This window comes from Pseudomonas sp. Ga0074129 (assembly GCA_001465025.1).
Classification (GTDB): Bacteria; Pseudomonadota; Gammaproteobacteria; order Pseudomonadales; family Pseudomonadaceae; genus Aquipseudomonas.
Genome location: LNDO01000057.1, coordinates 76,135 through 97,568, shown reverse-complemented (window position 1 = coordinate 97,568; position 21,434 = coordinate 76,135). Strand labels below are relative to the sequence as shown.

The window sequence follows — 21,434 nt, the reverse complement described above, 5'->3', positions numbered from 1 at the left end:
GAATGGGTTAAAGGGCTTGGTAACGCACCGTCAGGTAAAACGCCTGACCTGGCTGATTGAAGCCCTCGACGGTGTGGTAATCGACGTCCAGCAGATTGGCGGCACGCGCCTGCAGCCGCCATTTGGGCGTGAGGCGGTATTCACCACGCAGATCGACGGTGGCAAAGCCGGACAGCTCGGTCTGGTTTTCTAGGTCATCGAAGGTGGAATTTTGCGCGTATACGCTGGCGCCGACGCTGAAGGCACCGAAGGCACGATCCATAGCCAGGTTGAACAGCTGCCCCGGCCGTCGGTTGAGTTGCTTGCCGTAGTAAGCAATACCGGTGCGGCTGCTGCGCTCGGAGCGGTTTTCGGCGCTCATCAAGCTGTAATTGGCAGCCCACTGCCAGCCCAGCCACTCGCTGCCCAGTTGCAACTCCAGCCCGCGAATACGCGCCAGATCAACGCCCTCGGCGCGGCTTTGAGTTTGCCCGCCGACCACGGTGTTGACCGTGGCAATCAGGTTATCGATCTCGCTGCGGTAAGCATTCACAGCCCAATGCCCCCAGCTGTGTTGCCCAGCCAGCCCCAGCTCAAGGCTGCGCGATTGCTCGGCATCCAGTTGCGGGTTGCCGAAGCCGGGGAAGTACAGTTGGTTGAAGGTGGGCGCTTTGAACGCCGTACCGTAGCTGGCGGTCAGGCGCAGTTCATCGTTGAAGGCATAACCCCAGCCGAGGTTGCCCGTGTGATGCTGGCCAAACTGCTCATCGTCATCGCGGCGCAGGCTCAGCTGAATATCATGCGCGCCCAGTTGGGCGAGGTATTGGGCAAACACGCCCTGATTGTCGCGGGCGTCTTCGGCGTAGGCAGTGGTGCCGTTGACCTCGTCACGCTGATGGTCGGCCCCCAGCGTCAAGGTATGCCCCTCAGCCACGGTCAGGTCGTTCTGCCAACTGAGCGAATCACGGCGGCTGTCAAAGCGCGAGTTAAAGCGCGCGTCTTGAAAGGCATCGGATTTATCTTCACTGCGCCCGGCCTGCAACGTAACCTGCCAGGGTTGCAGGGGGCTGAAACGGGCGCGCCCACCAACGACCTTTTGCACGTTGTCGGCATGGGCTGAAAAGCCAGCCGTGCGCCGAGTGTTGACCGAGTCATAGTCGTTGTGGGAGTGAACCTGCAGCAGGTTGCCGTCCAGCTCCAAGCCATTGGCAAAGGCATAACCGGCGCGCGCGGCCAGCGACAGATTGCGATAGCCGTCGCGGTCGGCCTCGTAGCCGCTGGCATTAACCGGCTTGACGTTGATGCCATCGGTATCACTGCCCGAAACGCCCAAACTGTACCAGCCCTGCCCGGCCGCGCCGGTGAAACCGGCACTGCCTTGATAAGTGTCTTGGCTGCCGTAACCGGCCGAGGCAAAGGGTTTGAAGCCGTCCTGCTGAGGTTTACGCGTGGTGATCTGAATCACCCCGCCAATCGCCTCCGAGCCATACAGGCTGGAGCGCGGCCCGCGCACCACTTCAATGCGCTCAATCAGCTCAATGGGCAAATCCTGCCAAGCTGCACCGCCACTGCTGACCGAGCCGATCTTGATGCCATCGACCAACACCAGCGCATGATTGGAATTGCTGCCACGGATATACAACGCGGTCGACTTGCCCGGCCCGCCGTTATTGCTCAGGGAAAGCCCCGGAACGCGCTTGAGCAACTCCGGCAGTGACTGCGCCTGACTGCGCTCGATCTGCTCACGCTCGATCAGAGTAAAAGCGGCAATGGTATTGGCCGTCAACTGCGCAGTACGCGTGGCCGTGACGATCTGATTATCAAGGTTGAGGGTCGCTGCCTGAGCCGCGAAAAAAGGACTACTGCCCACCAGCGCAAAGGCTAGCGGGCACATACGGAAGATGCGCTGCAAGGTCTGTTCTCCGTCGCGCCACCCGCGCGACACTGCCGATTAAAGGCATGGGAAAACGACACAGGCAGGCACGGCAGAACGCCGCAACCACCCGACAACGCCCTCCGCATGCCGTGGATGCAGCAGGCCGGTCTCCGGGCTTACGAGTGGAACCTGAGGGCTCCCAGATCGCGCCTTCCCATGCCGAGGGCACAGTGGCGAATGGCGATCCTTAACTCGTTTACCGTTGCGGGGGCAGCGCCGGAATAGTTGCGTGAACATCACGTAACGCACCGGCTTCCCTGTTTCACCCCTCTGACGCACTGCGTCGGGGGCACCTGTTGCAGGCGCGCAGGGTAGAGAGTTGCAACCAGAGCGTCAACGCTTAACGGCGCGACTGAAACAGTGAGGTCGTAGCTGAAGCGCTGATTACAGCAACCACTCAATGCCTCGGCGTAAAGCCTGGCGGTTTGCTCGCCAGCCACTCAACAAAGGTGCGCAAGCGCTCATCACCGAGCAAGCTGTCGCGGCTGTTGTAGGTCAGTGCCAGTTCCTTTTCACTGAACAGGCGATGGATCTGGTTATGACAGGCGCGGCACACCCAGAGCGTGGCGCTGATGCGCTCTACCTTGTCGAAGCGTTTTTGCACATAGGGCTTATTGTGCAGCGCTTTGGGGATCAGGTGGTGGCGCGTCAATGGCATGGTGCGGGCGCACAGTTCACAGGCATCAGGTTGTTCAGGCAGACGAATAACGGGGGGCATGTCAGCGTTTGCAGCACAGGGTCAGCCCGTCACCCAGCGGAAGCAGTGACAGATCGATACGCGGGTCGTCGCGCAGCATCAGGTTCAGCGCTTGAATGGCACGGGTGTCGGCGCACTCAGGTTCGGCCTGCAACACGCGCCCGCTCCACAGGGTATTGTCAAATATCAACAACCCGCCCTGACGCAGCAGCCGCAGGCCGTGTTCCAGATACGCCGGGTAGTTGGCCTTGTCCGCATCGATGAATATCAAATCAATACGACCGCTTAGTCCTTCTGCCTCAAGGGCCGTCAGCGTGTCCAGCGCCGGAGCCAAGCGCAACTCAATGCGTTCTGCCACACCGGCGGCATGCCAATAGCGCTGCGCCGTGGCGTTGTAGTCGCCAGCGATATCGCAGCAAATCAAACGGCCATCGGCGGTCATCGCTTGCGCCATACACAGTGCGCTGTAACCGGTGAAGGTGCCCACTTCAACAATCTGCCGCGCGCCCAGCAGTTGCACCAGCAGGGCCATAAACTGCCCCTGCTCGGGCGCTATTTGCCAACGAGCGGTACTCAGTTTTGCAGTTTCTTCACGCAACTGGCTGAGCAGCGGCGTTTCACGCAAGGAGACATCCAGCAGGTAGTGATACAGGGCAGCATCGAGGCTGAGGGTTTGATTGGTCATGGCAACTGAACCCGGCAGGATGTGCGTCAGGGATTGCTGGCTAACTCCGGGGTGAACACCCGCTTGGCATTGAGGTACGTGCGCTGCCAGTAGGTATTACTCAAGCTGTCCAAGCGCACCGTACCGCCGGTAGAAGGCGCATGGACAAAGCGTCCGTCGCCTACATAAATGCCCGCATGGCTGACCTGACGCCCGCCATTGGTGGCAAAGAACACCAGATCACCGCTCTGCAGCGCATCACGCCCTACGGCAGGCGCGCGCATGCTGATCATCTCGCGGGTTGAGCGCGGCAGGCTGATCCCGGCGGCGTCGCGGTACACATAGCCAATCAAGCCACTGCAATCAAAGCCGCCATCCGGTGTATTGCCGCCGTAGCGATACGGTGTGCCGACTAGGCCAAGGGCGCGGAACAGCACATCATTGGCATTGCCGTAGGAATAACTAACAGCGGGCGGCGCAGCGGGAGGCGCGACCGGCGCAGGGGCGCGGCTGGAACACGCGCTGAGCAGCGCGGCGGCGAGCAAAATACTTAAACGGGCGATAGCAGCCATGATACGTCCACCCCAAGCCGGAATGGCGACTACTGTGCAGGCTTGCACACTGCAGTGCAAGCTTTAGCTTTGCTTGGCAGGTTGTTGAAAACTATCGAGATGAACAAGACGATGGCGGCTAAACAACATTAGCCGCCAGATCACAGGGTTCAGGGGTGACGTGCAATCGAATCGCTGGGAGCAAGCGCAAGGGCGCGTTTTGCTTCGATAAAGGTGCGCGACCAGTAGCGATCATCCAGGCTATCGACCCGTACACCGCCGCTGCGGCTGCTGCTGGAGTGAATAAACTGGTTATCACCCATGTAGATACCGGCGTGGCTGACGCGGTTACGCCCGGCCGTGCTGAAGAACAGCAGATCACCCGGCTCCAACTCATCGCGCGACACCAACGGTGCGTCGATATTGATCATGTCGCGGGAGGAGCGTGGCAATTTCATGCCCAGCTCTTCCTTGAACAGGTAACCGATAAAGCCGCTGCAATCGAAACCGGAGGTCACCGAACTGCCGCCAAAGCGGTAACGCGTCCCGACCAACGACAGGCCGTGAGACAGGATACTGTCAGCCAGTTGCGGCAATTCGTAGGCTTTGTCTTCTGTGAAGTCGCCCAGCGCAGCCTCTTTGGCTTGTTCGTCAAACTCAACCAGATCGGTCGAGGAGAACACCGGCTGCTCCAGTGGCAATTCAGGCTGCGGCGCGTGATTAGCGCAGCCAGTTAAGGCGAGGGTAAGTGCGATAGGCACGAGGGGTGCGAGGCGTTTTAGCATGGGCACGACCGTGTCGGTTAAATTCATAAGAAACCGACTATGCCCTCTATGGCGTACATTTGCAAATTCTATGGCGCTAAATGTGACTCAGCAGTTCCGGCAAAACATCTAACGCCCGCCCTTGCAGGTGAACATTGACGCGACCGCTCAAGTCCGTACGTTGCGGGTTTATTTCCACGGTGAAGCCGCCTGCCTGACGGGTGCGCAACAACGGCTCGACGATGTAAGGGAAGCTCGCACTGGTGCCAATGCTGATGACCACCTCGAAGCCTTTGCGCACCTCGTCATACAACGTGCCGATGGCCTGTTCGGGCAGCATTTCTTCAAACAACACCACCGGCGGGCGCAACACGCCGGCGCATTGTTTGCACAGCGGGGGCAGCGGCCGCTCAAGATGAGCTGCCAATTCAGCATCCACCGCGCCGCATGACTGGCAATACAACGGTGCCAGTTCACCATGAATCTCGATCACCCTGTCCATCGGGCTGCCGGCCGCGCGGTGATAGCCGTCGATGTTCTGCGTCAGCAGCCAACACTGCGGCTTGCGCCGCTGAAGTTCGGCTATGGCGTAATGCCCGGCATTGGCCTGTGCGCCTAAGCAGGCCTTACCCAGTTCGGCCAGGTACTTCCAGCACAACGCCGGATCACGTTGCAGCATGTGGCTGGACAGCGCCGTTTCAATCGGCAGACCTTCGGCCGTGTGGCCGTTATACAAACCGCCGACACCGCGATAGGTGGGCAAGCCCGAGTCAGCGGATAAGCCTGCACCGGTAACCAGCAGAATGCGCTCAGCCTGTTTGATGACTTGGGCAACACGGACAATACGCTCGTCCATTGCGAATCCTCATGCGTAGGGTGGACGACGCTTTATTCGTCCACCGCAACAACGCCAGCCCCTCAATGATTGACGGTAAACGCCAACATCGCAGACAACTGACACAGCGGTCGCCCGCTCTGTGTTTGCCAATGGTTGAAGGCCGCTTGCACGGCTGCCAAGTCTTTAAGGCTGGTCGGCGCCTTGTCGATGATGTTCTGTGCCTTTAACGCAGCCACCACATCATCAGTCGGTACAAAGGTATCTTTGCCCACCATGCGCAAAAAGCGCGGAGCGGACAAACCACCTAACTGGCTGCCATGCTTGGCCAGGTACTTCCAAAGCCCCACCACTTCGCGCTCGGGCCACTCGGCGATCAGCGCGCCAAAGCTGCCCTTCTCTTTCTGCACATCGAGGATGAACTGCGCGTTGCGCGGCACACTTTTGAGCTTGCCTAAGTGACGGATGATGCGCGCATCCTGCATCAGATTTTCCAGGCGTTCGGCGCCCATCAGCACGACTTTTTCCGGGTCAAAACCGAAAAATACCTGCTCAAAAGCTGGCCACTTGGCATCCACCAGACTGTGTTTGAGACCGGCGCGAAAGATGCGCAGGCTCAACGTCGACAGGTAGCGATCGTCCGTGATGGCGCGCAAGGCGTCGGAGCTGCGCGGCTGCGGCAGCATTGACTCCAGCGCGGCTGCCGAGCCAAAGCGGTTCAGGCAAAATTCATTGAGCCATTTGTAATCGCGCATCGTCTTTCGCCTTTGCTTGTTCTGTGTCGCTCGGGGCTTATCGCCCTTACAGGTTCATCACATCGACAAAGCGCGGCGTGGCGCTCTCGTCGATTTTCAGGCTCTTGAAGTCAAACAGGTTGCGGTCGGCCAACTGCGACGGCACCACGTTCTGCAGGGCGCGGAACATGATCTCAGTGCGCCCAGGTGATTTGCGCTCCCAGTCCTGCAGCATTTCCTTGACCACCTGACGCTGCAGATTTTCCTGTGAGCCACACAGGTTGCAAGGAATGATCGGAAACTCTTTGAGCACGCTATACGCCTCAATGTCGCTTTCGCTGCAATAAGCCAGCGGGCGGATCACCACGTTGCGACCATCATCGGCGCGCAACTTCGGCGGCATGGCCTTGAGCGTGCCGCCGTAGAACATATTGAGGAAGAAGGTTTCCAGAATGTCGTCGCGGTGATGCCCCAAGGCCATCTTGGTTGCGCCGATTTCATCGGCATAGGTGTAGAGCGTGCCACGGCGCAGGCGCGAACACAGCGAGCAGGTGGTTTTGCCTTCCGGGATCTTCTCTTTGACCACCGAGTAGGTGTCTTTTTCGATGATGTGATATGGCACACCAATGGATTCCAGGTAGGCCGGAAGCACGTGCTCAGGGAAGCCGGGCTGCTTCTGGTCCATGTTGACGGCCACGATCTCGAACTTGATCGGCGCGACCTTTTGCAGGTGCAGCAGCACATCAAGCATGGTGTAGCTGTCTTTGCCGCCGGACAGGCAAACCATGACCTTGTCGCCGTCTTCGATCATATTGAAGTCGGCAATGGCCTCGCCAGCCTGACGACGCAGGCGTTTTTGCAGTTTGTTCTGATTGACCGAAAGGGTGCCCATGGTGCGCTGGAATCCGGAAGCTTACGAAAGTCGCGCATTTTACGCAGAAAGCGGCAAGTGCCCTACCCCATTCAGAGAAATGTTAGGGTGACCCGGGACTGCAACCGAGTTAGCCCGATGAACGACCCCTGTAGCGCGGGCCTTGACCTGCAAACGCAACTGCACCACTTGCTGGTAGGCGCCCCCGCCGGACTCAGCGAATACCAGCTCATCCAACAGTTGCAAGCGTGCCACAGCCAACACATCCCTGATTTACCGCTGAGCGATCCGTTGGTGCTGTTTCGCACACACTTTTTGCTCTTCAACGCACTTTACCGCCTGCGCGACCAGCTTTGGGCGACTCAGAGCGGCTCGTTGCAGATCAGCGCGCTGCATATTCAACTGCAGCCCTATCAGCCTGGCAGCCATGAACTGACCGAGCATGACCCACTGCGCGACTATTACCTCGACCTGTCGCAACTTGAGCAGACCAGCGCGCAGGACGTCACGCGCCTGCTGCAAAGCTTCTGGACGCGCCTGCACAGCGGTGACGATAAACAGGCGGCGCTTGAGCTCTTTGAGTTGGCCGACCACAGCGCGACGCTTGATCTGGCCACCATCAAGCACCGCTACCGCCAATTGGTCAGTCAGCATCACCCTGACCGAGGCGGCAGCACAGAGCGGTTGCAGTCGATCAACAAGGCCATGGAAGTGCTGGAACGCTATTACGGACGCGCCTGAGAGTCCGATTTGCTCTAAAGCCCGACCTTGGCTGCGACCATTCACTGCCTATACTGCGACATAAGGTCGCATAGGTTCGGCTTACACCTGATGTTGCTGCACACGCAGATCAGGCGTTGCGCTGGGGGGCGATCGGTATAACAACAGGAGGTCTGACATGATCCATCATGTTTTGGGGCTGTTCACCCATCCCGATCAGGAATGGCAAGAAATCCGTGGCGAAGAAGAAACCATCAGCCACATGTATCTCACCCACATTCTAGTGCTTGCCGCCATACCTGCCGTATCCGCCTACATCGGCACCACCCAAGTTGGCTGGGCCATCGGTGACCGAGCGCCAGTGATGCTCACCGAAGCCAGCGCCCTGCAAATGACGGTTATGACCTACCTGGCCATGTTGGCTGGCGTAGCGGTGATGGGCGCATTTATCCACTGGATGGCGCGCACCTACGACTCCAATCCAAACTTTACCCAGTGCGTTGTGTTTGCTGCTTACACCGCCACACCGCTGTTTATTGGTGGTTTGGCTGCGCTCTACCCACACCTATGGCTGGCTATGGTGATTGGTACTGCGGCCATTTGCTACACGGTTTACCTGCTTTATGTCGGGATACCGACTTTTATGGGCATTCCGGAAGATGAAGGCTTTATGTTCTCCAGCTCCGTGCTCGCTGTGGGCTTGGTGGTGCTGGTGGCCATGATTGCCGCGTCGGTGATCCTCTGGGGCTTTGGTGTAGGCCCGGTTTACACCAGCTAAGGCGTACCTGAAACACTGCGAAACCACCTACGGGTGGTTTCGTCGTTTCTGGGCTGTGATCAGTCGCGTGCTTGGGCATAATCGTGCGCCCAAAGTCTGATCGCTGCCGTTATGTCCGAACACCTGTTGATCCGTGTAGAACATTGCTACCAGCAAGCAGAAACCTTCTTCAAGCGCACCTTTGTACGCCCTGAGGTCAGCTTCAAACTGCGTGGGCAAAAAGCCGGAGTGGCGCACCTGACGGAAAATAAGCTGCGCTTCAACCCGCAGCTGTACCGGGAAAACCGCGACGATTTTCTCAAGCAGACCGTGCCCCACGAAGTGGCGCACATGATTGCCCATCAACTCTTCGGCGCAAAAATCCAGCCGCACGGCGACGAGTGGCAACTGATCATGCGCGGCGTATATGAATTAGCGCCCAATCGCTGCCACACCTACGCCGTGCAGCGTCGTACGGTGAATCGGTTTATTTACCGTTGCAGTTGCCCGGATGGCGAGTTCCCCTTCTCTGCTCAGCGCCATGCGCTGGTCAGTAAAGGCAGGCGCTATTTTTGTCGGCGCTGTAAAGCCACCCTGAACTTTACCGGCGAACAACGCCACGAGTGAACATCACTCAGCTCGCATCCAAACACTAAATGGCCGGTTTAGAGCACGTAGCGCAGCACCGCAACGAAATGCATCAGGCTGCCGCCCATAACGAATAAATGCCAAATCCCATGCCAATGGCGAAAGCGGCTGTCATAGGCAAAGAAAATGATGCCCACGGTGTAGAGTACACCGCCACCAGCCAGCCAAATAAACCCTTCCATACCGAGCGCTGCGATCAAGGGCTTAACCGCGATCAGCACAATCCAGCCCATCACTGCATAAATCACAATCGACAATACCCGCGCTTCAGAACGCGGTTTGATCTCCTGCAACATGCCGATGACCGCCAGCGTCCAGACGATGCCAAACAGCGTCCAACCCCACGGGCCATGCAAGGTGATCAGGCAAAACGGCGTGTAGCTGCCGGCAATCAGCAAATAAATCGACAGGTGATCGAGCTTGCGCATCAGCACTTTCGCGCGGCCCTGCACGCTGTGATACAGTGTGGAGATGCTGTAGAGCAGTACCAACGTCAGGCCGTAGATCGCCACGCTGACAATGATGCGCAACTCACCTGTGAGGCTGGCCAATACCAAGAGCCAGACTGCACCGGCACAGGCCAGTACAGCACCGACCAGATGGGTCCAGGCGTTAAATCGTTCACCGTGATACATACACAACCTTCGCAAGCGCCAAACGGCATTAAGACCCAGGCTTATGCCGCAAAAAACAGCGCATGACGAGCAACCTTTTCATCGGTGATTGAATTAAGCACTACGGCCCTGCAAGCGGATCAAGCCACCACCTTGCCCGCCTTTAGACGCTGAATGTCTTCAGCGCTGTAACCCAGTGCGGCCAATACCTCTGCGGTATGGGCGCCCAAGGCTGCGCCGATGTGTTTGGGCGGTGGCAGCCCTTGCGAGAATTTAATCGGACAGGCCATTTGCGCCTGTGCGGGTTTGCCCGCACGCGGCACCTGCGTCACCAGTTGCCGTGCTTGGATCTGCGGATGGCTCACCGCCTCGCTCAGCGACAACATGGGCTCGACGCAGGCATCGAGGGCGGCGAATACATCGCTCCACTCGCTGAAATCACGCTTTTCAAACTCGATAGCAATCTCGCGCTTCAACGCCTGTTGATCTTCAGGGCGCTGCGACAGGCCGCGCGCCGCCAGCTCCGGCCGGCCAATGGCGGCGCAAAACTGCTGCATAAATTGCGGCTCCAGGCTGCCGACGGAGAACCAACGGCCGTCGCGGGTGCGGTAGTAGTCGTAAAAACTGCCACCATTAAGCGCCTGATTCTCCATGTCCGGCTCCACACCCGCCGCCAGATAGCCTGCGCCGGCCATGCCATGCAGGCTAAAGGCGCAGTCGGTCATGCTGATATCCACCTGCTGGCCCAACCCCGTGACTTGGCGCTGAATAACGGCCGCCAACAAACCGATCACTCCGTGCAGTGAACCACCGGCAATGTCAGCCGCCTGAATACCCAAGGGCAATGGCCCACTTTCGCGCCGCCCGGTGTAACTGGCGATACCGGCCAGGGCCAGGTAGTTGATGTCGTGACCGGCGCGGTCCTTATAGGGGCCGCTCTGGCCATAGCCGGTGATGGAGACGTAAATCAGCTTCGGATTGATCGCTTTGAGCGCTTCGTAACCCACGCCCAATTTATCCATCACACCCGGACGAAACTGCTCCAGCACAATGTCGTACTCGGCCACCAGTTGTTTGACCACCTCAACGGCCTCGGGCTTTTTCAGGTCCAGAGCGATGCAGCGTTTGTTGCGGTTGAGGTAGGCATGACTGGCGGAGACGCCGTCATCATGCGGCGGCAATACACGCACCAAGTCCATGCGCGTAGGCGACTCCACGCGCAGCACCTCAGCGCCCATGTCAGCCAGCAATAACGAGGCAAACGGCCCCGGCAGCAGGGTGGAGAAATCCAGCACTTTCAAAGACGACAGCGGGCCTTGCATAACAACTCCTCAGGGATCTCACTCCCGTAGCCCGGATGCAATCCGGGGAATATCAACACACGCGTTATTGCCAATGCAGCGGCTGCTTGGCGTCCAGCTCACCCAACTGATCGGCAAAACGCGCCTCCAGCACATTGCGGCGGATTTTCATGGTCGGCGTCATGCAGCCGTTGTCCACCGTCCAGGCTTCACGCACCAGAATGAAATGGCTCAGGCGCTCATGGGCTTCCAGTTGGGCATTGAGCTGCGCCAGGGTCTGCGCCAAATCTGCGGCAACCTGTTCGCGGGCCTGCTCGCGGGCGGCGGGTGACAGCTCAATCAGCGCCAACGGCTGATCGAGGTTACTGCCCATCAGACAGACCTGCTCAACCCATAAGTTCTTGGCAATCTCACCTTCAATGGGGGCCGGGGCAATGTACTTGCCCTTACTGGTTTTGAAGATGTCTTTCACCCGCCCGGTGATCTTCAGGTAGCCCTGCGCATCCACCTCGCCTTTATCACCGGTGTGCAGCCAACCGTCTTCGATGGTTTCGGCGGTTTTCTCCGGATCCAGGTAGTAACCCAGCATCAGGCAAGGGCAACGCAGCAGAATCTCGCCACTGTCGGCAATGCGCAGTTCATTGCCCGGCATCGGTCGCCCCACGGTGCCAAATCGCACCTGCCCCGGACGGTTGAAGCAGCCATAGGCGAAGTGCTCGGTCATGCCGTAGCCCTCGCACACCGTCATGCCGATGCTCTGGTACCACTCCAGCAAAGCGCGCGGGATGGCCGCCGCGCCACTGACCAGAATCCGCGCCCGATCCAGCCCCAGCCCCTGACGAATCTTGCGCGCGACCAAACGGCCCAGCAGCGGGATACGCAGCAAGCGCGAGAGTTTGGCTTGTGGCAGTTTTTCCAGTACGCCCTGTTGGAAGCGCGTCCACAGGCGCGGTACGGAGAAGAACACGGTGGGCCGCACATGGCGCAGGTCGCTGGCAAAGGTGTCCAGCGACTCGACAAAGGCCACGCGCCCGCCGCTGTACAACGCATTCATCTCCACCAGAAAACGCTCGGCGGCATGCGACAGCGGCAGGTAGGAAAAGTACTGATCCGCCTCGGTGATTCCCAGTTCTGCGACCGAGCGACTGCCGGCAATGGCAAACGCCTCCGCCGACAGCATCACGCCTTTGGGCTGGCCGGTGGTGCCGGAGGTATAGAGGATGCTCAACAGGCCGCCTGCGGTTTGCTCATGGCCCACGGCCAACGGCTGATGCGCCGCCAGCAACGCATGCCAACCGTGCTCGGCCTTGATCGTGGGGTAAGGCATGGCGATGCGCACGACCTCGGCGGGAATGCCAGCGGCGAGCTTTTCCGGCTCATCCAGCTTGCCGAGAAAGATCGCCTTGCACTGCGAATGGCGCAGCACATAGTCGATGCTTTCCGCAGATTGCAGCGGGTACAGCGGCACGCTGACCAGCCCAGCGAGCATGATGGCAAAGTCGGCAATCAACCATTCGGCGCAGTTCTTGGCCAGCAAGGCCACGCGGTCACCCGGCGCGCAACCCAGTGCCTGCAGAGCGCTGGCCATGCGCCGCGCCTGATCATCCACCTGCGCCCAGGTGAAATCATGCCATTGACCATTGACCGGCTGGCTCAGCCAGACCGCATCCGCACGGTGCTCAACCCAGTGCGCCAGACGCTTAAGAGGCAGTTGTTCAGTCATCGCAATCCCTCGTTCTTATTGTTTTACCGAGATACACCTTAGCCCCTGAGCAACACTCCGGCACGGGTTCGGATTAACGCCCAAGGCATTAACTGTTACGCGTTGTATACGCAGGTTAGCGACGCCGAATACGGCTAGATAATCAAAGTACGCTCTTAGTGCGGCGCATAACCCACACGGCGATGGAGCACCTTGAGACGGTGGTGGGTTACGCCCGGTAACGGCTACCTAATCCCGATCACAAGTGCCGCTATTTAGAGCTTCATCCCTCGGCTGATGATCTCTTTCATAATTTCCGAGGTGCCGGCGAAGATGCGCTGAATGCGCGCGTTCGCGTACATCTTGCAAATCGGGTACTCCCACATATAGCCCCAGCCGCCATGCAGTTGCACGCCTTCATCCACCACCTTGCACAGCAGTTCAGTGGTGAACAGCTTGGCTTCGGCCGCCACTTCCGGGGTCAGTTTCTTCTGGTTATGGTCTTGCACACAGCGATCGACAAACACCTGCGCCACGTCAATCTGCGTGCGCATTTCCGCCAGCTTGAAGCGGGTGTTTTGGAAGTGCGAAATCGGCCGGTCGAACGCCTTGCGCTCGCGCACATAATCGATGGTCACCTGCAACGCCGCTTCGGCCGCCGCCACCGCACCACAGGCGTTGGTCAGGCGCTCTTGGGCGAGCATGTTCATGAGATAGAAGAAGCCACCCTTGGCGTCGCCCAGCAGGTTGGCCTTGGGTACTTTGACGTTATTGAAGAACAGCTCGGCGGTGTCCTGACTCTTCATGCCGAGTTTTTCCAGGTTCTTGCCGCGCTCAAAGCCTTCCATGCCGCGCTCAACCAAAAACAGCCCCATGGCGTGTTTATTCGCCGGGTCGGTCTTGGCCGCAACAATCACCACATCGGCCAGCAGGCCATTGGAGATAAACACCTTGGAACCATTGAGCACGTAGTGATCACCCTGATCCACCGCGCTGGTGCGCATGCCCGCCAGATCGGAACCGGCGCTCGGCTCGGTCATCGCCACGGCAAGAATCAGATCGCCACTGATGATGCCCGGCATAAACCGCGCCTTTTGCTCGGCATTGCCATATTCAGCGATATAAGGGCCGCACAGCGCCGAATGCAGCGGCAGCATAAAACCCGGCTCGTTTATCTTGGCCAACTCTTCACACATGATCTGCTCATAGCGGAAGTCTTTAAGCCCGGAGCCGCCATACTCTTCATCCGCCCACGGCAGCAAAAAACCCATGTCGCCGGCCTTCTTCCACACCTCGCGACTGACCACGCCGGCGGCTTCCCACTCATCCTGATGCGGCACCACTTCCTTTTTCAAAAAGGCCGCGAAGGCGTCGCGGAACATGTTGTGTTCAGTGTCGAAAATAATGCGTTGCATGGGGCGTTGCTCCCTGGGCTGAAGTCGTGCTGCAGGTTAGGCCGCGCTTGCCTGCGGCCTCAATGACCCATGCGCTCAGCCTGGATTGACTCAATCGGTCATGCGCTGCGCAGAGCACGCCAAGGCTGCGCGACCAATCAAAGGGAGGGGATTTCCCTCATGGGAGGTGGGCCGAATCTGCCCTATGCTCGTTCACAGCCCCATCCATTCAGCAGGAGCTTTGCTATGCACCCCAGCAGCGATGACAAACGCCCAACCGCCGATAGGGCGGAGTACAACGCCTTTTTCCCGTCACCCTATTCGCTGTCGCAGTTCACCTCGCCCAAGTCCGATTTGAGCGGTGCTGACTATCCACAGCCGTACAAGGGCGGACGCTGGAAAATCCTGATGATCGCCGCCGATGAGCGCTACCTGCCGATGCAGAACGGTACGCGGTTTTCCACCGGCAACCACCCCATCGAAACGCTGCTGCCGATGTACCACCTCGACAAAGCCGGTTTTGCTTTTGACGTCGCCACGCTGTCGGGCAACCCGGTCAAGTTCGAGTACTGGGCCTTCCCCGGCGAAGATGCTGAAGTCAAAGCCATCCACGACAAGTACCTGGCGCAGTTCCAGCAACCCTTGAAGCTGGCCGACGTGCTCGCCCAAGGCCTGGGTGACGACTCGGACTATCTTGCGCTGTTTATCCCCGGCGGCCACGGCGCGCTGATCGGCCTGCCGCACAGCACCGATGTCAAAGCTGCCTTGCACTGGGCGGTGCAACACGACCGCCACATCATCACCCTCTGCCATGGCCCCGCTGCCCTGTTGGCCGCTGGCGTGGGTGAAGCGCCGCAGGATTATTTGTTCAAGGATTACAAAATCTGCGCCTTCCCCGACACGCTGGACGCACAAACACCGCAACTGGGCTACATGCCCGGCCAGATGCAGTGGTTTATGGGCGAAAAACTGACGGCGCTGGGCGTTGAGATCATCAATCAGGACATCGCCGGCCACACCCATCAGGACCGCAAACTGATCACCGGTGACAGCCCCTATGCCTCCAACAAAGTGGGTCAACTGGCGGCTCAGGCATTGCTCAGCGACGTGGCAAAACGCTGACATGTCGGTAAGCCGTCCGCCCGCCAAACACACAGATGCCCTGCTCGACAGCCTCCTGCGCATCGATAAAAGCCAGCATATGGCCGATGTGCAGGCGGTTATCAGGCACATCGCGCAACCCTTGGGCTATGAGATGTTTGCCATGTTTTCCATGGCAGCCATTCCGGACGCGGTAATCGGACGAATTTACTGGCTGGAGGGCGACTGGTTTGCTGACGGCAGCAGCGTTGATGCCACGACATACGTGCAGCGCTGCCCCGCCACCCAGCACGTGCTGCACACTGACGAAGCTTTCTTCTGGAGCAAAAACAACCAGGCCGGCGAAGATATGTACCGCATTGTGCAAACACCTTCAGGCCCTGGCATCAATGGCTTGCAGGTGCCGGTGTTCGGCCGCAACGGCCTTGAAGGTGCCGTGAGCCTTGGCGGCCACCACCTCGACAGCAGCGCCGACACGCGCCTGCAACTGGCAATTGTCAGTCAACACGGCTTTCGCAAAGCCAAGCGCTTGCTTGAACATACGGAACGCGAGTACCCACCGAGCCTCACCTTGCGCGAACGCGAAGTGTTGCAATGGATTGCCAGCGGCCGTCGGCAAACGGAAATTGCCGCCATCCTCGGTGTATCGCCACGCACCGTCGAAAACCACCTGCGCCGCGCCAGACTGCGCCTGGGCGTCGCCACCACCGCACAAGCCGTGCATGCCGCATTGCAGCGCGGAGAAATCAAACACTGATTGCATGCCCACCGAGCAAAAGGTGAGCTTGTTGCGCAGGCGCACCTGTGGCTACCATCGGCGCGCCCATCTGACGAGCGAGCCCCATGCGCGAACGCACCATAGCCAGCCATTTTGTTCGTGCCGCCCTGCGCGGTGCAGAGCGTCACGGCCATGATTGCGCCCCACTGCTGCGCCAACTGAGCATCCAACCGGCCCTGCTCGACGAACCCCGCGCCCGCGTCGCCCCGGAGCAGTTCGCCCGCTTGGTGCAATTGTTGTGGGAAAGTTTGGACGACGAATACCTAGGCTTCGGTCGTCTGCGCAGCAAACGCGGCACCTTCGCCATGATGTGTTACGCCATCATTCATTGCCGCTCCCTGGAAAAAGCGCTGGGCCGCGGCGCGCTGTTTTACAGCCTGTTTCCCGAGGCCCCGACTATTAGCATCCAACGCGAAGGCGACTGGGCGCGCCTGAGCGTGGACGACTCCACCCTGTGGGACCCGGATCACTTTTTGGTGGAAAGCCTGCTGGTCATCTGGCATCGCCTCGGCAGTTGGCTGATTGGCCAACGCATCCGCCTCGAGGAGGCCACCTTTACCTACAACCAACCCGGCCATGCCAGCGAATACGAACTGCTCTTCCCTTGCACCCGAAGGTTCTGCGCTGGCCGTACCAGCCTGCTGTTTCATGCCCGTTACCTGGCCATGCCACTGCTGCAGGACGAACGCACGCTCAAGCAATTTCTCCAGCACTCGCCCGCCGACCTGCTCGCCCGCCCGGATGGCGGCGACAGCCTGATCAGCCAGATCCGTCGCCTGCTCGGCCGCGATTGCAGCCACTGGCCGGACCTGGACGCCGTCGCCCAACAACTGCACATGAGCCCACAAACCCTTCGCCGCCACCTGCGCGAAGAAGGCTCAAGCTTCCAAGAACTCAAAGACCACCTGCGCCGCGACCTGGCCATCTACCACCTGGGCCGTGACGAACTGGCCATCCACGACATCGCCGAACAACTCGGCTTCTCCGAACCCTCAGCCTTTCACCGCGCCTTCAAAAAATGGACCGGCCTCACCCCCGGCGCCTACCGCGCCAAAGAAGGCTGACGCCGGGCATTGGCCAGCAACATTGAACAAACGCAACGATGCGCACAGCCAAAACGCAAAAACCCCAGAAAGATCGCTCTTTCTGGGGTTTTCTGGGTCTGGCGGTGAAGGTGGGATTCGAACCCACGATACGATTTCTCGTATACACACTTTCCAGGCGTGCTCCTTCAACCGCTCGGACACTTCACCGGGTCTCGTCTGACATTGCTGTCTGTCGAGGCGCGCAAATGTAGCCGAAGAGCACGCCAAAGGCAAAATCTTTTTTCAAAAGATTCATGTGGTTATGCAAAATGCTGGTCTTCGGGCTTGGTTGCACCGGGGCTGGCATCAAATCGTTGTTGGCCAAACAAGATAAAGCCCAGGGAGATAAACAGGCTGAACGCGAACAGACCGAGAACCCCAGCCGGGGTTTGGCTGTGGGGATCGGTGGCGAGCCAGAGCAAGGCGATGAGCAGCAGCAAAGCAATCGCGACACGCCAGAAGCTGAGCAGTCGGGGGAATCCACGCATGGCGGCCTCGATGGTTGGTTGAGGTGGCCAGACTAACGAGGATGTTGTGACGCCAGCCAATTGCTGATCTTGATGATGACGATAGGCTGATCAACCGTAAGCATTGACCGGCCAGTCAGCCGCCGTGCTTTACCTGACCGATGCGGATGAGTAACGTCTGCTGCACTTCAGCACAAGGAACCCCAGCATGAGCGACCTGATCAGTTATCAACTCGACGATGGCATTGCCACTCTGACCCTCAGCAATGGCAAGGTGAACGCCATCTCCCCGGACGTGATCGCAGCCTTTAATGCCGCATTCGATCGCGCCGAGCAGGATAAGGCGATTGTGATTATCACCGGCCAACCGGGGATTCTGTCAGGTGGTTATGACCTTAAAGTCATGACATCCGGCCCGCAAAACGCCATCAATCTCGTGGCAGCAGGTTCCACCCTGGCGCGCCGTATGCTGGCTCACCCTTTCCCAATCATCGTCGCCTGCCCAGGCCACGCGGTGGCTAAGGGTGCCTTTATCTTGTTGTCGTCCGACTACCGCATTGGCGTCGAGGGTGCGTTCACCATCGGCCTGAACGAAGTGCAAATCGGCATGACCATGCACCACGCGGGTATCGAGTTGGCGCGCGATCGCCTGCGCAAGTCGGCCTTCCACCGCTCGGTAATCAACGGTGAGATGTTTGATCCACAAGGCGCTGTGGATGCAGGCTTCCTCGATAAAGTGGTGCCGGCTGAGCAACTGCATGAAACCGCGCTGGCCGTGGCCAAGCAGATGAAGAAGATCAACATGACAGCGCACCGCAACACCAAGCTGAAAGTGCGTAAAGGGCTGCTGGACGCGCTGGATGCGGCCATCGAGCAGGATAAGCAACACCTGGGCTAAACGCTCAACGCATCCGCCGCCCGCCTGATGCTTGATGGCTCGGCGGACGAGCCCTTTAAAAGCCGCGCATGGCCATACACTGCGCGGCTTTTTTATGCACTTCATGTATATACCGCACTGCCGCGCTCGCCTGCACATCACTCACAACCGGTTTGATGCGGCTGCTGAATTGCCCTGTTACGACCTCTGATCAGCATCAATTGCCCAAAGCAGTGCACGCCCGTACACTGCGCGCCTTTTTCCTAAGACGGGCGTACCTGATGCTTTTTCTACTGCGCATGCTGGCGATGGGCGTGCATTTCATTCTGGCGGGCACTCTGGGCCTGCTGCTGGGTATCTGCCGCCCGTTCAACCCAGACAACAGCCGCCTCTGCGCGCGCCTTTACAGCGTGCCAGCACAGTGGCTGTTGCGCTGGCGGCTGAAGGCCGATGCGAAAGGCCTGCTGGAGCATCAGCGCTCTTGCGTGATCATCGCCAACCATCAGTCCAACTACGACCTTTACGTGCTCGGTCGCGTGGTGCCTGAACGCACCGTGAGCATCGGTAAAAAAAGCCTCAAGTGGGTGCCGTTTTTTGGCCAACTCTATTGGCTGTCCGGTAATGTGCTGCTCGACCGAGGCAATGCCGCCAGCGCCAAGCAGTCGATGCTGACCACGACTGAAACCCTGCGTAATAAAGACACCTCTATCTGGGTGTTTGTTGAAGGCACGCGCAACCTGGGCAAGGGGTTGCTGCCGTTCAAGAAAGGCGCGTTCCAGATGGCGATTGCCGCCGGTGTGCCGATTATTCCGGTGTGTGTGAGCACCTACATCAACCACATCCAGCTCAACCGCTGGGACAGTGGCGAGATCATGATCCGTTCGCTGCCGCCAATCCCCACGGCGGGCCTGACGCAAGACGACTTGCCGCAACTGGTTGAAACCTGCCGCCAGCAAATGCAGCAGTGCATTAACGAGATGGACCAGCAGATCAGCCAGCGTGCCTGATACAACCGCAACACATCCATGCGCAGAGTTCTTAAATGCCAGATACGAGCTGAGCCGCGCACTCGCACCGCACCGCACCGCACCGGAGCGAGCCGCTAAACTGCACGCCGATGTCACCAATTAAGAAGGAAGCGTTATGGGTCGCGTTGTTGCCGCAGCAGTTTACAGCAAGGGAAAAAAGGTCACGGACATCAGCTTGGATGAGGGTAAGCCATGGTCGAAGAAGCCAGGGCATTTCGTCTGGATCGGCCTGCATGACCCCTGCTCTGTCGAATTGATAAGCCTGCAGCAGCAATACGATCTACATGAGTTGGCGCTGGAAGACGCACTGCAACGGCATACTCGCCCCAAGCTTGAAACTTTCGGTGATGCGCTGTTTCTGGTCCTCTATTCGCCCATCCGAGTAAACGGCGAACTGACTTTTATCGAAACCCAGTTGTTTGCAGGCAGCGGCTACATCATCAGCGCCCGCTATGGCGAATCCGCGCCCTATTCCCGGGTGCGCCAACGCTGCGAGGCACGCCCGCTGCTGCTCGAACATGGCGAAGATTTTGTGCTCTATGCCCTGCTTAGCTTTGTTATAGAGAACTACCGCCCCCTGATGGACAGTTATCACAGCGAACTTGAAGAGGTGGAGCACCACGTGCTGAAAAATCCATTGAATCAAGCCGATGTTGAACGAATCCAAGGCCTGCGCCGCGACCTTTTACGGTTACGCCGCTATATCGGACCGCTGGCAGAAATTTGCCAGGAGTTGCAGCGCCTGGATTTCCCATTTATCGATAAAAACATGCGCCCTTATTTCCGCGACGTAGCCATTCACGTCAACCGTCTGCTCGAAGATCTCACCGCTCTACGCGAGATGGCAGACCATGCTATCGAAATCGGCCTGCTACTTGAGTCATCTCGACAAAGCATCACTCAGCGCAAGTTCGCCGCTTGGGCGGCAATCCTAGCTTTTCCCACAGCAGTAGCCGGTATTTATGGAATGAATTTCGAGTACATGCCTGAACTCACTTGGCAGTTCGGCTACTTCGGCGTGCTGAGCGTAATAATCACTGGCTGCGTGGGGCTTTTCGCCAGCTTCAAGCGCTCAGGTTGGCTATAAAAACTCGTTCTAAATAAGTTTTTCCCAAAACGGCTGCTTACACGGCCAAGCCAGCCCTGCCATGTGCAACAAAACGCATCATCCACTCGGCGACGGTATGTCCCTGGTGATCACGATCAAGGCTGTTAACGCCTCGGGTGTAGGTGGGTTCACCAATGTGCTGTTGGCGCAGGTCAAGCAAGGCGCGCGAGTAGCTGTGAACAAACTCGGGGTGGCCTTGGAAGCACAGCACCTGATCGCCAATGCAATAAGAGGCAATCGGACAGAAATCACTGCTGGCCAGCAGCGTGGCGTTTTCCGGCAGCTGCGTGACTTGATCTTGATGACTGATCAGCAGGGTCAGATCTTCCAAATCCGGGCTCATCCATTCGGCTTTATGCGCCAAACGGTACTGATGAGTGCCGACGCCCCAGCCCTGTTCGGCACGCTCCGCTTTACCGCCGAGCAGCAAGGCCAGCAATTGGTGGCCAAAGCACACACCCAGCAGCTTGTCGCCACGGCTGTAGCGTTCCAGCAGGAAGGTTTTCAGGGTTTGAATCCAGGCATCTGGCCCGAATGAGTCGGCCTTGCTGCCGGTCACCAGGTAGGCATCGTACTGCTCACTGTCGGGCGGATAATGGCCATCCACCACGTTGTACACCTTGAACTCAGCCGCAATCGGCTGCTGCGCGAAGAGCTGCTGAAACATGCGACCGTAACTGTCGTACTGATCGACCAGTTCCGGGCGGATGATATCGGTTTCCAAGATGCAAATTTGCAGCGGCATATGGGCGGTTACCTAAGGCGCAAAGGGGTGGATTTTCAGCGCGCAAGCCTGCCTGCCGAAGGGCTACAAGGCAATAGG

23 protein-coding genes, 1 tRNA gene and 1 riboswitch are annotated in these 21,434 nt (G+C 58.7%); of the genes, 9 read left to right on the top strand and 15 right to left on the bottom strand.

Going from position 1 to position 21,434, the window contains the following annotated elements:
- Window positions 1-7: 7 nt before the first annotated feature.
- The 8 genes from btuB to ttcA form a co-directional block, all read right to left on the bottom strand.
- Window positions 8-1,873, bottom strand: a complete 1,866-nt coding sequence (btuB, locus tag AUK77_RS05710; RefSeq protein ID WP_296127197.1) for a TonB-dependent vitamin B12 receptor — start codon at window positions 1,871-1,873, stop codon at window positions 8-10.
- 125 nt (window positions 1,874-1,998) lie between these two features.
- Window positions 1,999-2,227: riboswitch (cobalamin riboswitch) on the bottom strand.
- Window positions 2,228-2,312: 85 nt separating this feature from the next.
- Entirely contained in the window at window positions 2,313-2,633 is a 321-nt protein-coding gene (locus AUK77_RS05705; RefSeq protein ID WP_296127084.1) for a hypothetical protein, read from the bottom strand.
- A gap of 1 nt (window position 2,634) precedes the next feature.
- Entirely contained in the window at window positions 2,635-3,297 is a 663-nt protein-coding gene (locus AUK77_RS05700) for a class I SAM-dependent methyltransferase (RefSeq protein WP_296127082.1), read from the bottom strand.
- 26 nt (window positions 3,298-3,323) lie between these two features.
- Window positions 3,324-3,848 carry a C40 family peptidase gene (locus AUK77_RS05695; RefSeq protein ID WP_296127080.1) on the bottom strand — a complete coding sequence of 175 codons (525 nt, stop codon included), beginning with the start codon at window positions 3,846-3,848 and terminating at the stop codon, window positions 3,324-3,326.
- A 149-nt stretch (window positions 3,849-3,997) separates the two neighbouring features.
- Window positions 3,998-4,612: a C40 family peptidase gene (locus AUK77_RS05690; protein ID WP_296127079.1), complete on the bottom strand. Its 615-nt coding sequence runs from the start codon at window positions 4,610-4,612 to the stop codon at window positions 3,998-4,000.
- Between the two features lie 76 nt (window positions 4,613-4,688).
- Window positions 4,689-5,447, bottom strand: a complete 759-nt coding sequence (locus tag AUK77_RS05685) for an NAD-dependent deacylase (RefSeq protein ID WP_296127077.1) — start codon at window positions 5,445-5,447, stop codon at window positions 4,689-4,691.
- A 62-nt stretch (window positions 5,448-5,509) separates the two neighbouring features.
- A complete protein-coding gene (locus AUK77_RS05680; RefSeq protein WP_296127075.1) occupies window positions 5,510-6,181 on the bottom strand; it encodes a DNA-3-methyladenine glycosylase I in 672 nt (223 codons plus the stop codon).
- 46 nt (window positions 6,182-6,227) lie between these two features.
- A complete protein-coding gene (ttcA, locus tag AUK77_RS05675) occupies window positions 6,228-7,052 on the bottom strand; it encodes a tRNA 2-thiocytidine(32) synthetase TtcA (protein WP_296127072.1) in 825 nt (274 codons plus the stop codon).
- A gap of 117 nt (window positions 7,053-7,169) precedes the next feature.
- Here ttcA and AUK77_RS05670 point away from each other — a divergent pair, with 117 nt between their 5' ends.
- The 3 genes from AUK77_RS05670 to AUK77_RS05660 all read left to right on the top strand — a co-directional run bounded on the left by AUK77_RS05670 (window position 7,170) and on the right by AUK77_RS05660 (window position 9,135).
- Window positions 7,170-7,772: a DNA-J related domain-containing protein gene (locus tag AUK77_RS05670; protein ID WP_296127070.1), complete on the top strand. Its 603-nt coding sequence runs from the start codon at window positions 7,170-7,172 to the stop codon at window positions 7,770-7,772.
- 157 nt (window positions 7,773-7,929) lie between these two features.
- Window positions 7,930-8,529: a Yip1 family protein gene (locus tag AUK77_RS05665; RefSeq protein ID WP_296127069.1), complete on the top strand. Its 600-nt coding sequence runs from the start codon at window positions 7,930-7,932 to the stop codon at window positions 8,527-8,529.
- Window positions 8,530-8,640: 111 nt separating this feature from the next.
- A complete protein-coding gene (locus AUK77_RS05660) occupies window positions 8,641-9,135 on the top strand; it encodes a SprT family zinc-dependent metalloprotease (RefSeq protein WP_296127066.1) in 495 nt (164 codons plus the stop codon).
- Window positions 9,136-9,173: 38 nt separating this feature from the next.
- Here the strand turns inward: AUK77_RS05660 and AUK77_RS05655 are convergent, their stop codons facing one another.
- The 4 genes from AUK77_RS05655 to AUK77_RS05640 all read right to left on the bottom strand — a co-directional run bounded on the left by AUK77_RS05655 (window position 9,174) and on the right by AUK77_RS05640 (window position 14,188).
- The gene (locus AUK77_RS05655) at window positions 9,174-9,791 is read right to left on the bottom strand and encodes a hemolysin III family protein (RefSeq protein WP_296127064.1); all 618 of its coding nucleotides are present in this window, start codon (window positions 9,789-9,791) and stop codon (window positions 9,174-9,176) included.
- 119 nt (window positions 9,792-9,910) lie between these two features.
- Window positions 9,911-11,092, bottom strand: coding sequence for a CaiB/BaiF CoA-transferase family protein (locus AUK77_RS05650; protein ID WP_296127062.1), 1,182 nt, complete (start codon window positions 11,090-11,092; stop codon window positions 9,911-9,913).
- 64 nt (window positions 11,093-11,156) lie between these two features.
- Window positions 11,157-12,794, bottom strand: a complete 1,638-nt coding sequence (locus AUK77_RS05645) for an AMP-binding protein (RefSeq protein ID WP_296127061.1) — start codon at window positions 12,792-12,794, stop codon at window positions 11,157-11,159.
- Between the two features lie 254 nt (window positions 12,795-13,048).
- Window positions 13,049-14,188, bottom strand: a complete 1,140-nt coding sequence (locus AUK77_RS05640; protein WP_296127060.1) for an acyl-CoA dehydrogenase family protein — start codon at window positions 14,186-14,188, stop codon at window positions 13,049-13,051.
- Between the two features lie 225 nt (window positions 14,189-14,413).
- Between AUK77_RS05640 and hchA the strand changes: the two genes are divergently transcribed.
- The 3 genes from hchA (at window position 14,414) to AUK77_RS05625 (ending at window position 17,110) form a co-directional block, all read left to right on the top strand.
- Window positions 14,414-15,289: a glyoxalase III HchA gene (gene hchA, locus AUK77_RS05635; RefSeq protein ID WP_296127058.1), complete on the top strand. Its 876-nt coding sequence runs from the start codon at window positions 14,414-14,416 to the stop codon at window positions 15,287-15,289.
- 1 nt (window position 15,290) lies between these two features.
- The gene (locus tag AUK77_RS05630; RefSeq protein ID WP_296127056.1) at window positions 15,291-16,025 is read left to right on the top strand and encodes a PA1136 family autoinducer-binding transcriptional regulator; all 735 of its coding nucleotides are present in this window, start codon (window positions 15,291-15,293) and stop codon (window positions 16,023-16,025) included.
- A gap of 86 nt (window positions 16,026-16,111) precedes the next feature.
- Window positions 16,112-17,110, top strand: a complete 999-nt coding sequence (locus AUK77_RS05625; RefSeq protein WP_296127054.1) for an AraC family transcriptional regulator — start codon at window positions 16,112-16,114, stop codon at window positions 17,108-17,110.
- 99 nt (window positions 17,111-17,209) lie between these two features.
- Here AUK77_RS05625 and AUK77_RS05620 read toward each other — a convergent pair.
- Window positions 17,210-17,299 (bottom strand) — tRNA-Ser (locus tag AUK77_RS05620).
- Window positions 17,300-17,391: 92 nt separating this feature from the next.
- The gene (locus AUK77_RS05615; protein ID WP_296127052.1) at window positions 17,392-17,619 is read right to left on the bottom strand and encodes a hypothetical protein; all 228 of its coding nucleotides are present in this window, start codon (window positions 17,617-17,619) and stop codon (window positions 17,392-17,394) included.
- A gap of 187 nt (window positions 17,620-17,806) precedes the next feature.
- Here AUK77_RS05615 and AUK77_RS05610 point away from each other — a divergent pair, with 187 nt between their 5' ends.
- The 3 genes from AUK77_RS05610 to AUK77_RS05600 all read left to right on the top strand — a co-directional run bounded on the left by AUK77_RS05610 (window position 17,807) and on the right by AUK77_RS05600 (window position 20,590).
- On the top strand, window positions 17,807-18,496 hold the full coding sequence (locus tag AUK77_RS05610; protein WP_296127050.1) for a crotonase/enoyl-CoA hydratase family protein: 690 nt from the start codon (window positions 17,807-17,809) through the stop codon (window positions 18,494-18,496).
- A gap of 260 nt (window positions 18,497-18,756) precedes the next feature.
- Window positions 18,757-19,482, top strand: a complete 726-nt coding sequence (locus AUK77_RS05605) for a 1-acylglycerol-3-phosphate O-acyltransferase (RefSeq protein WP_296127049.1) — start codon at window positions 18,757-18,759, stop codon at window positions 19,480-19,482.
- A 136-nt stretch (window positions 19,483-19,618) separates the two neighbouring features.
- On the top strand, window positions 19,619-20,590 hold the full coding sequence (locus AUK77_RS05600; protein ID WP_296127046.1) for a magnesium and cobalt transport protein CorA: 972 nt from the start codon (window positions 19,619-19,621) through the stop codon (window positions 20,588-20,590).
- 37 nt (window positions 20,591-20,627) lie between these two features.
- Here AUK77_RS05600 and AUK77_RS05595 read toward each other — a convergent pair whose 3' ends face one another.
- A complete protein-coding gene (locus AUK77_RS05595) occupies window positions 20,628-21,356 on the bottom strand; it encodes an amidotransferase (RefSeq protein ID WP_296127044.1) in 729 nt (242 codons plus the stop codon).
- Window positions 21,357-21,434: the final 78 nt, after the last annotated feature.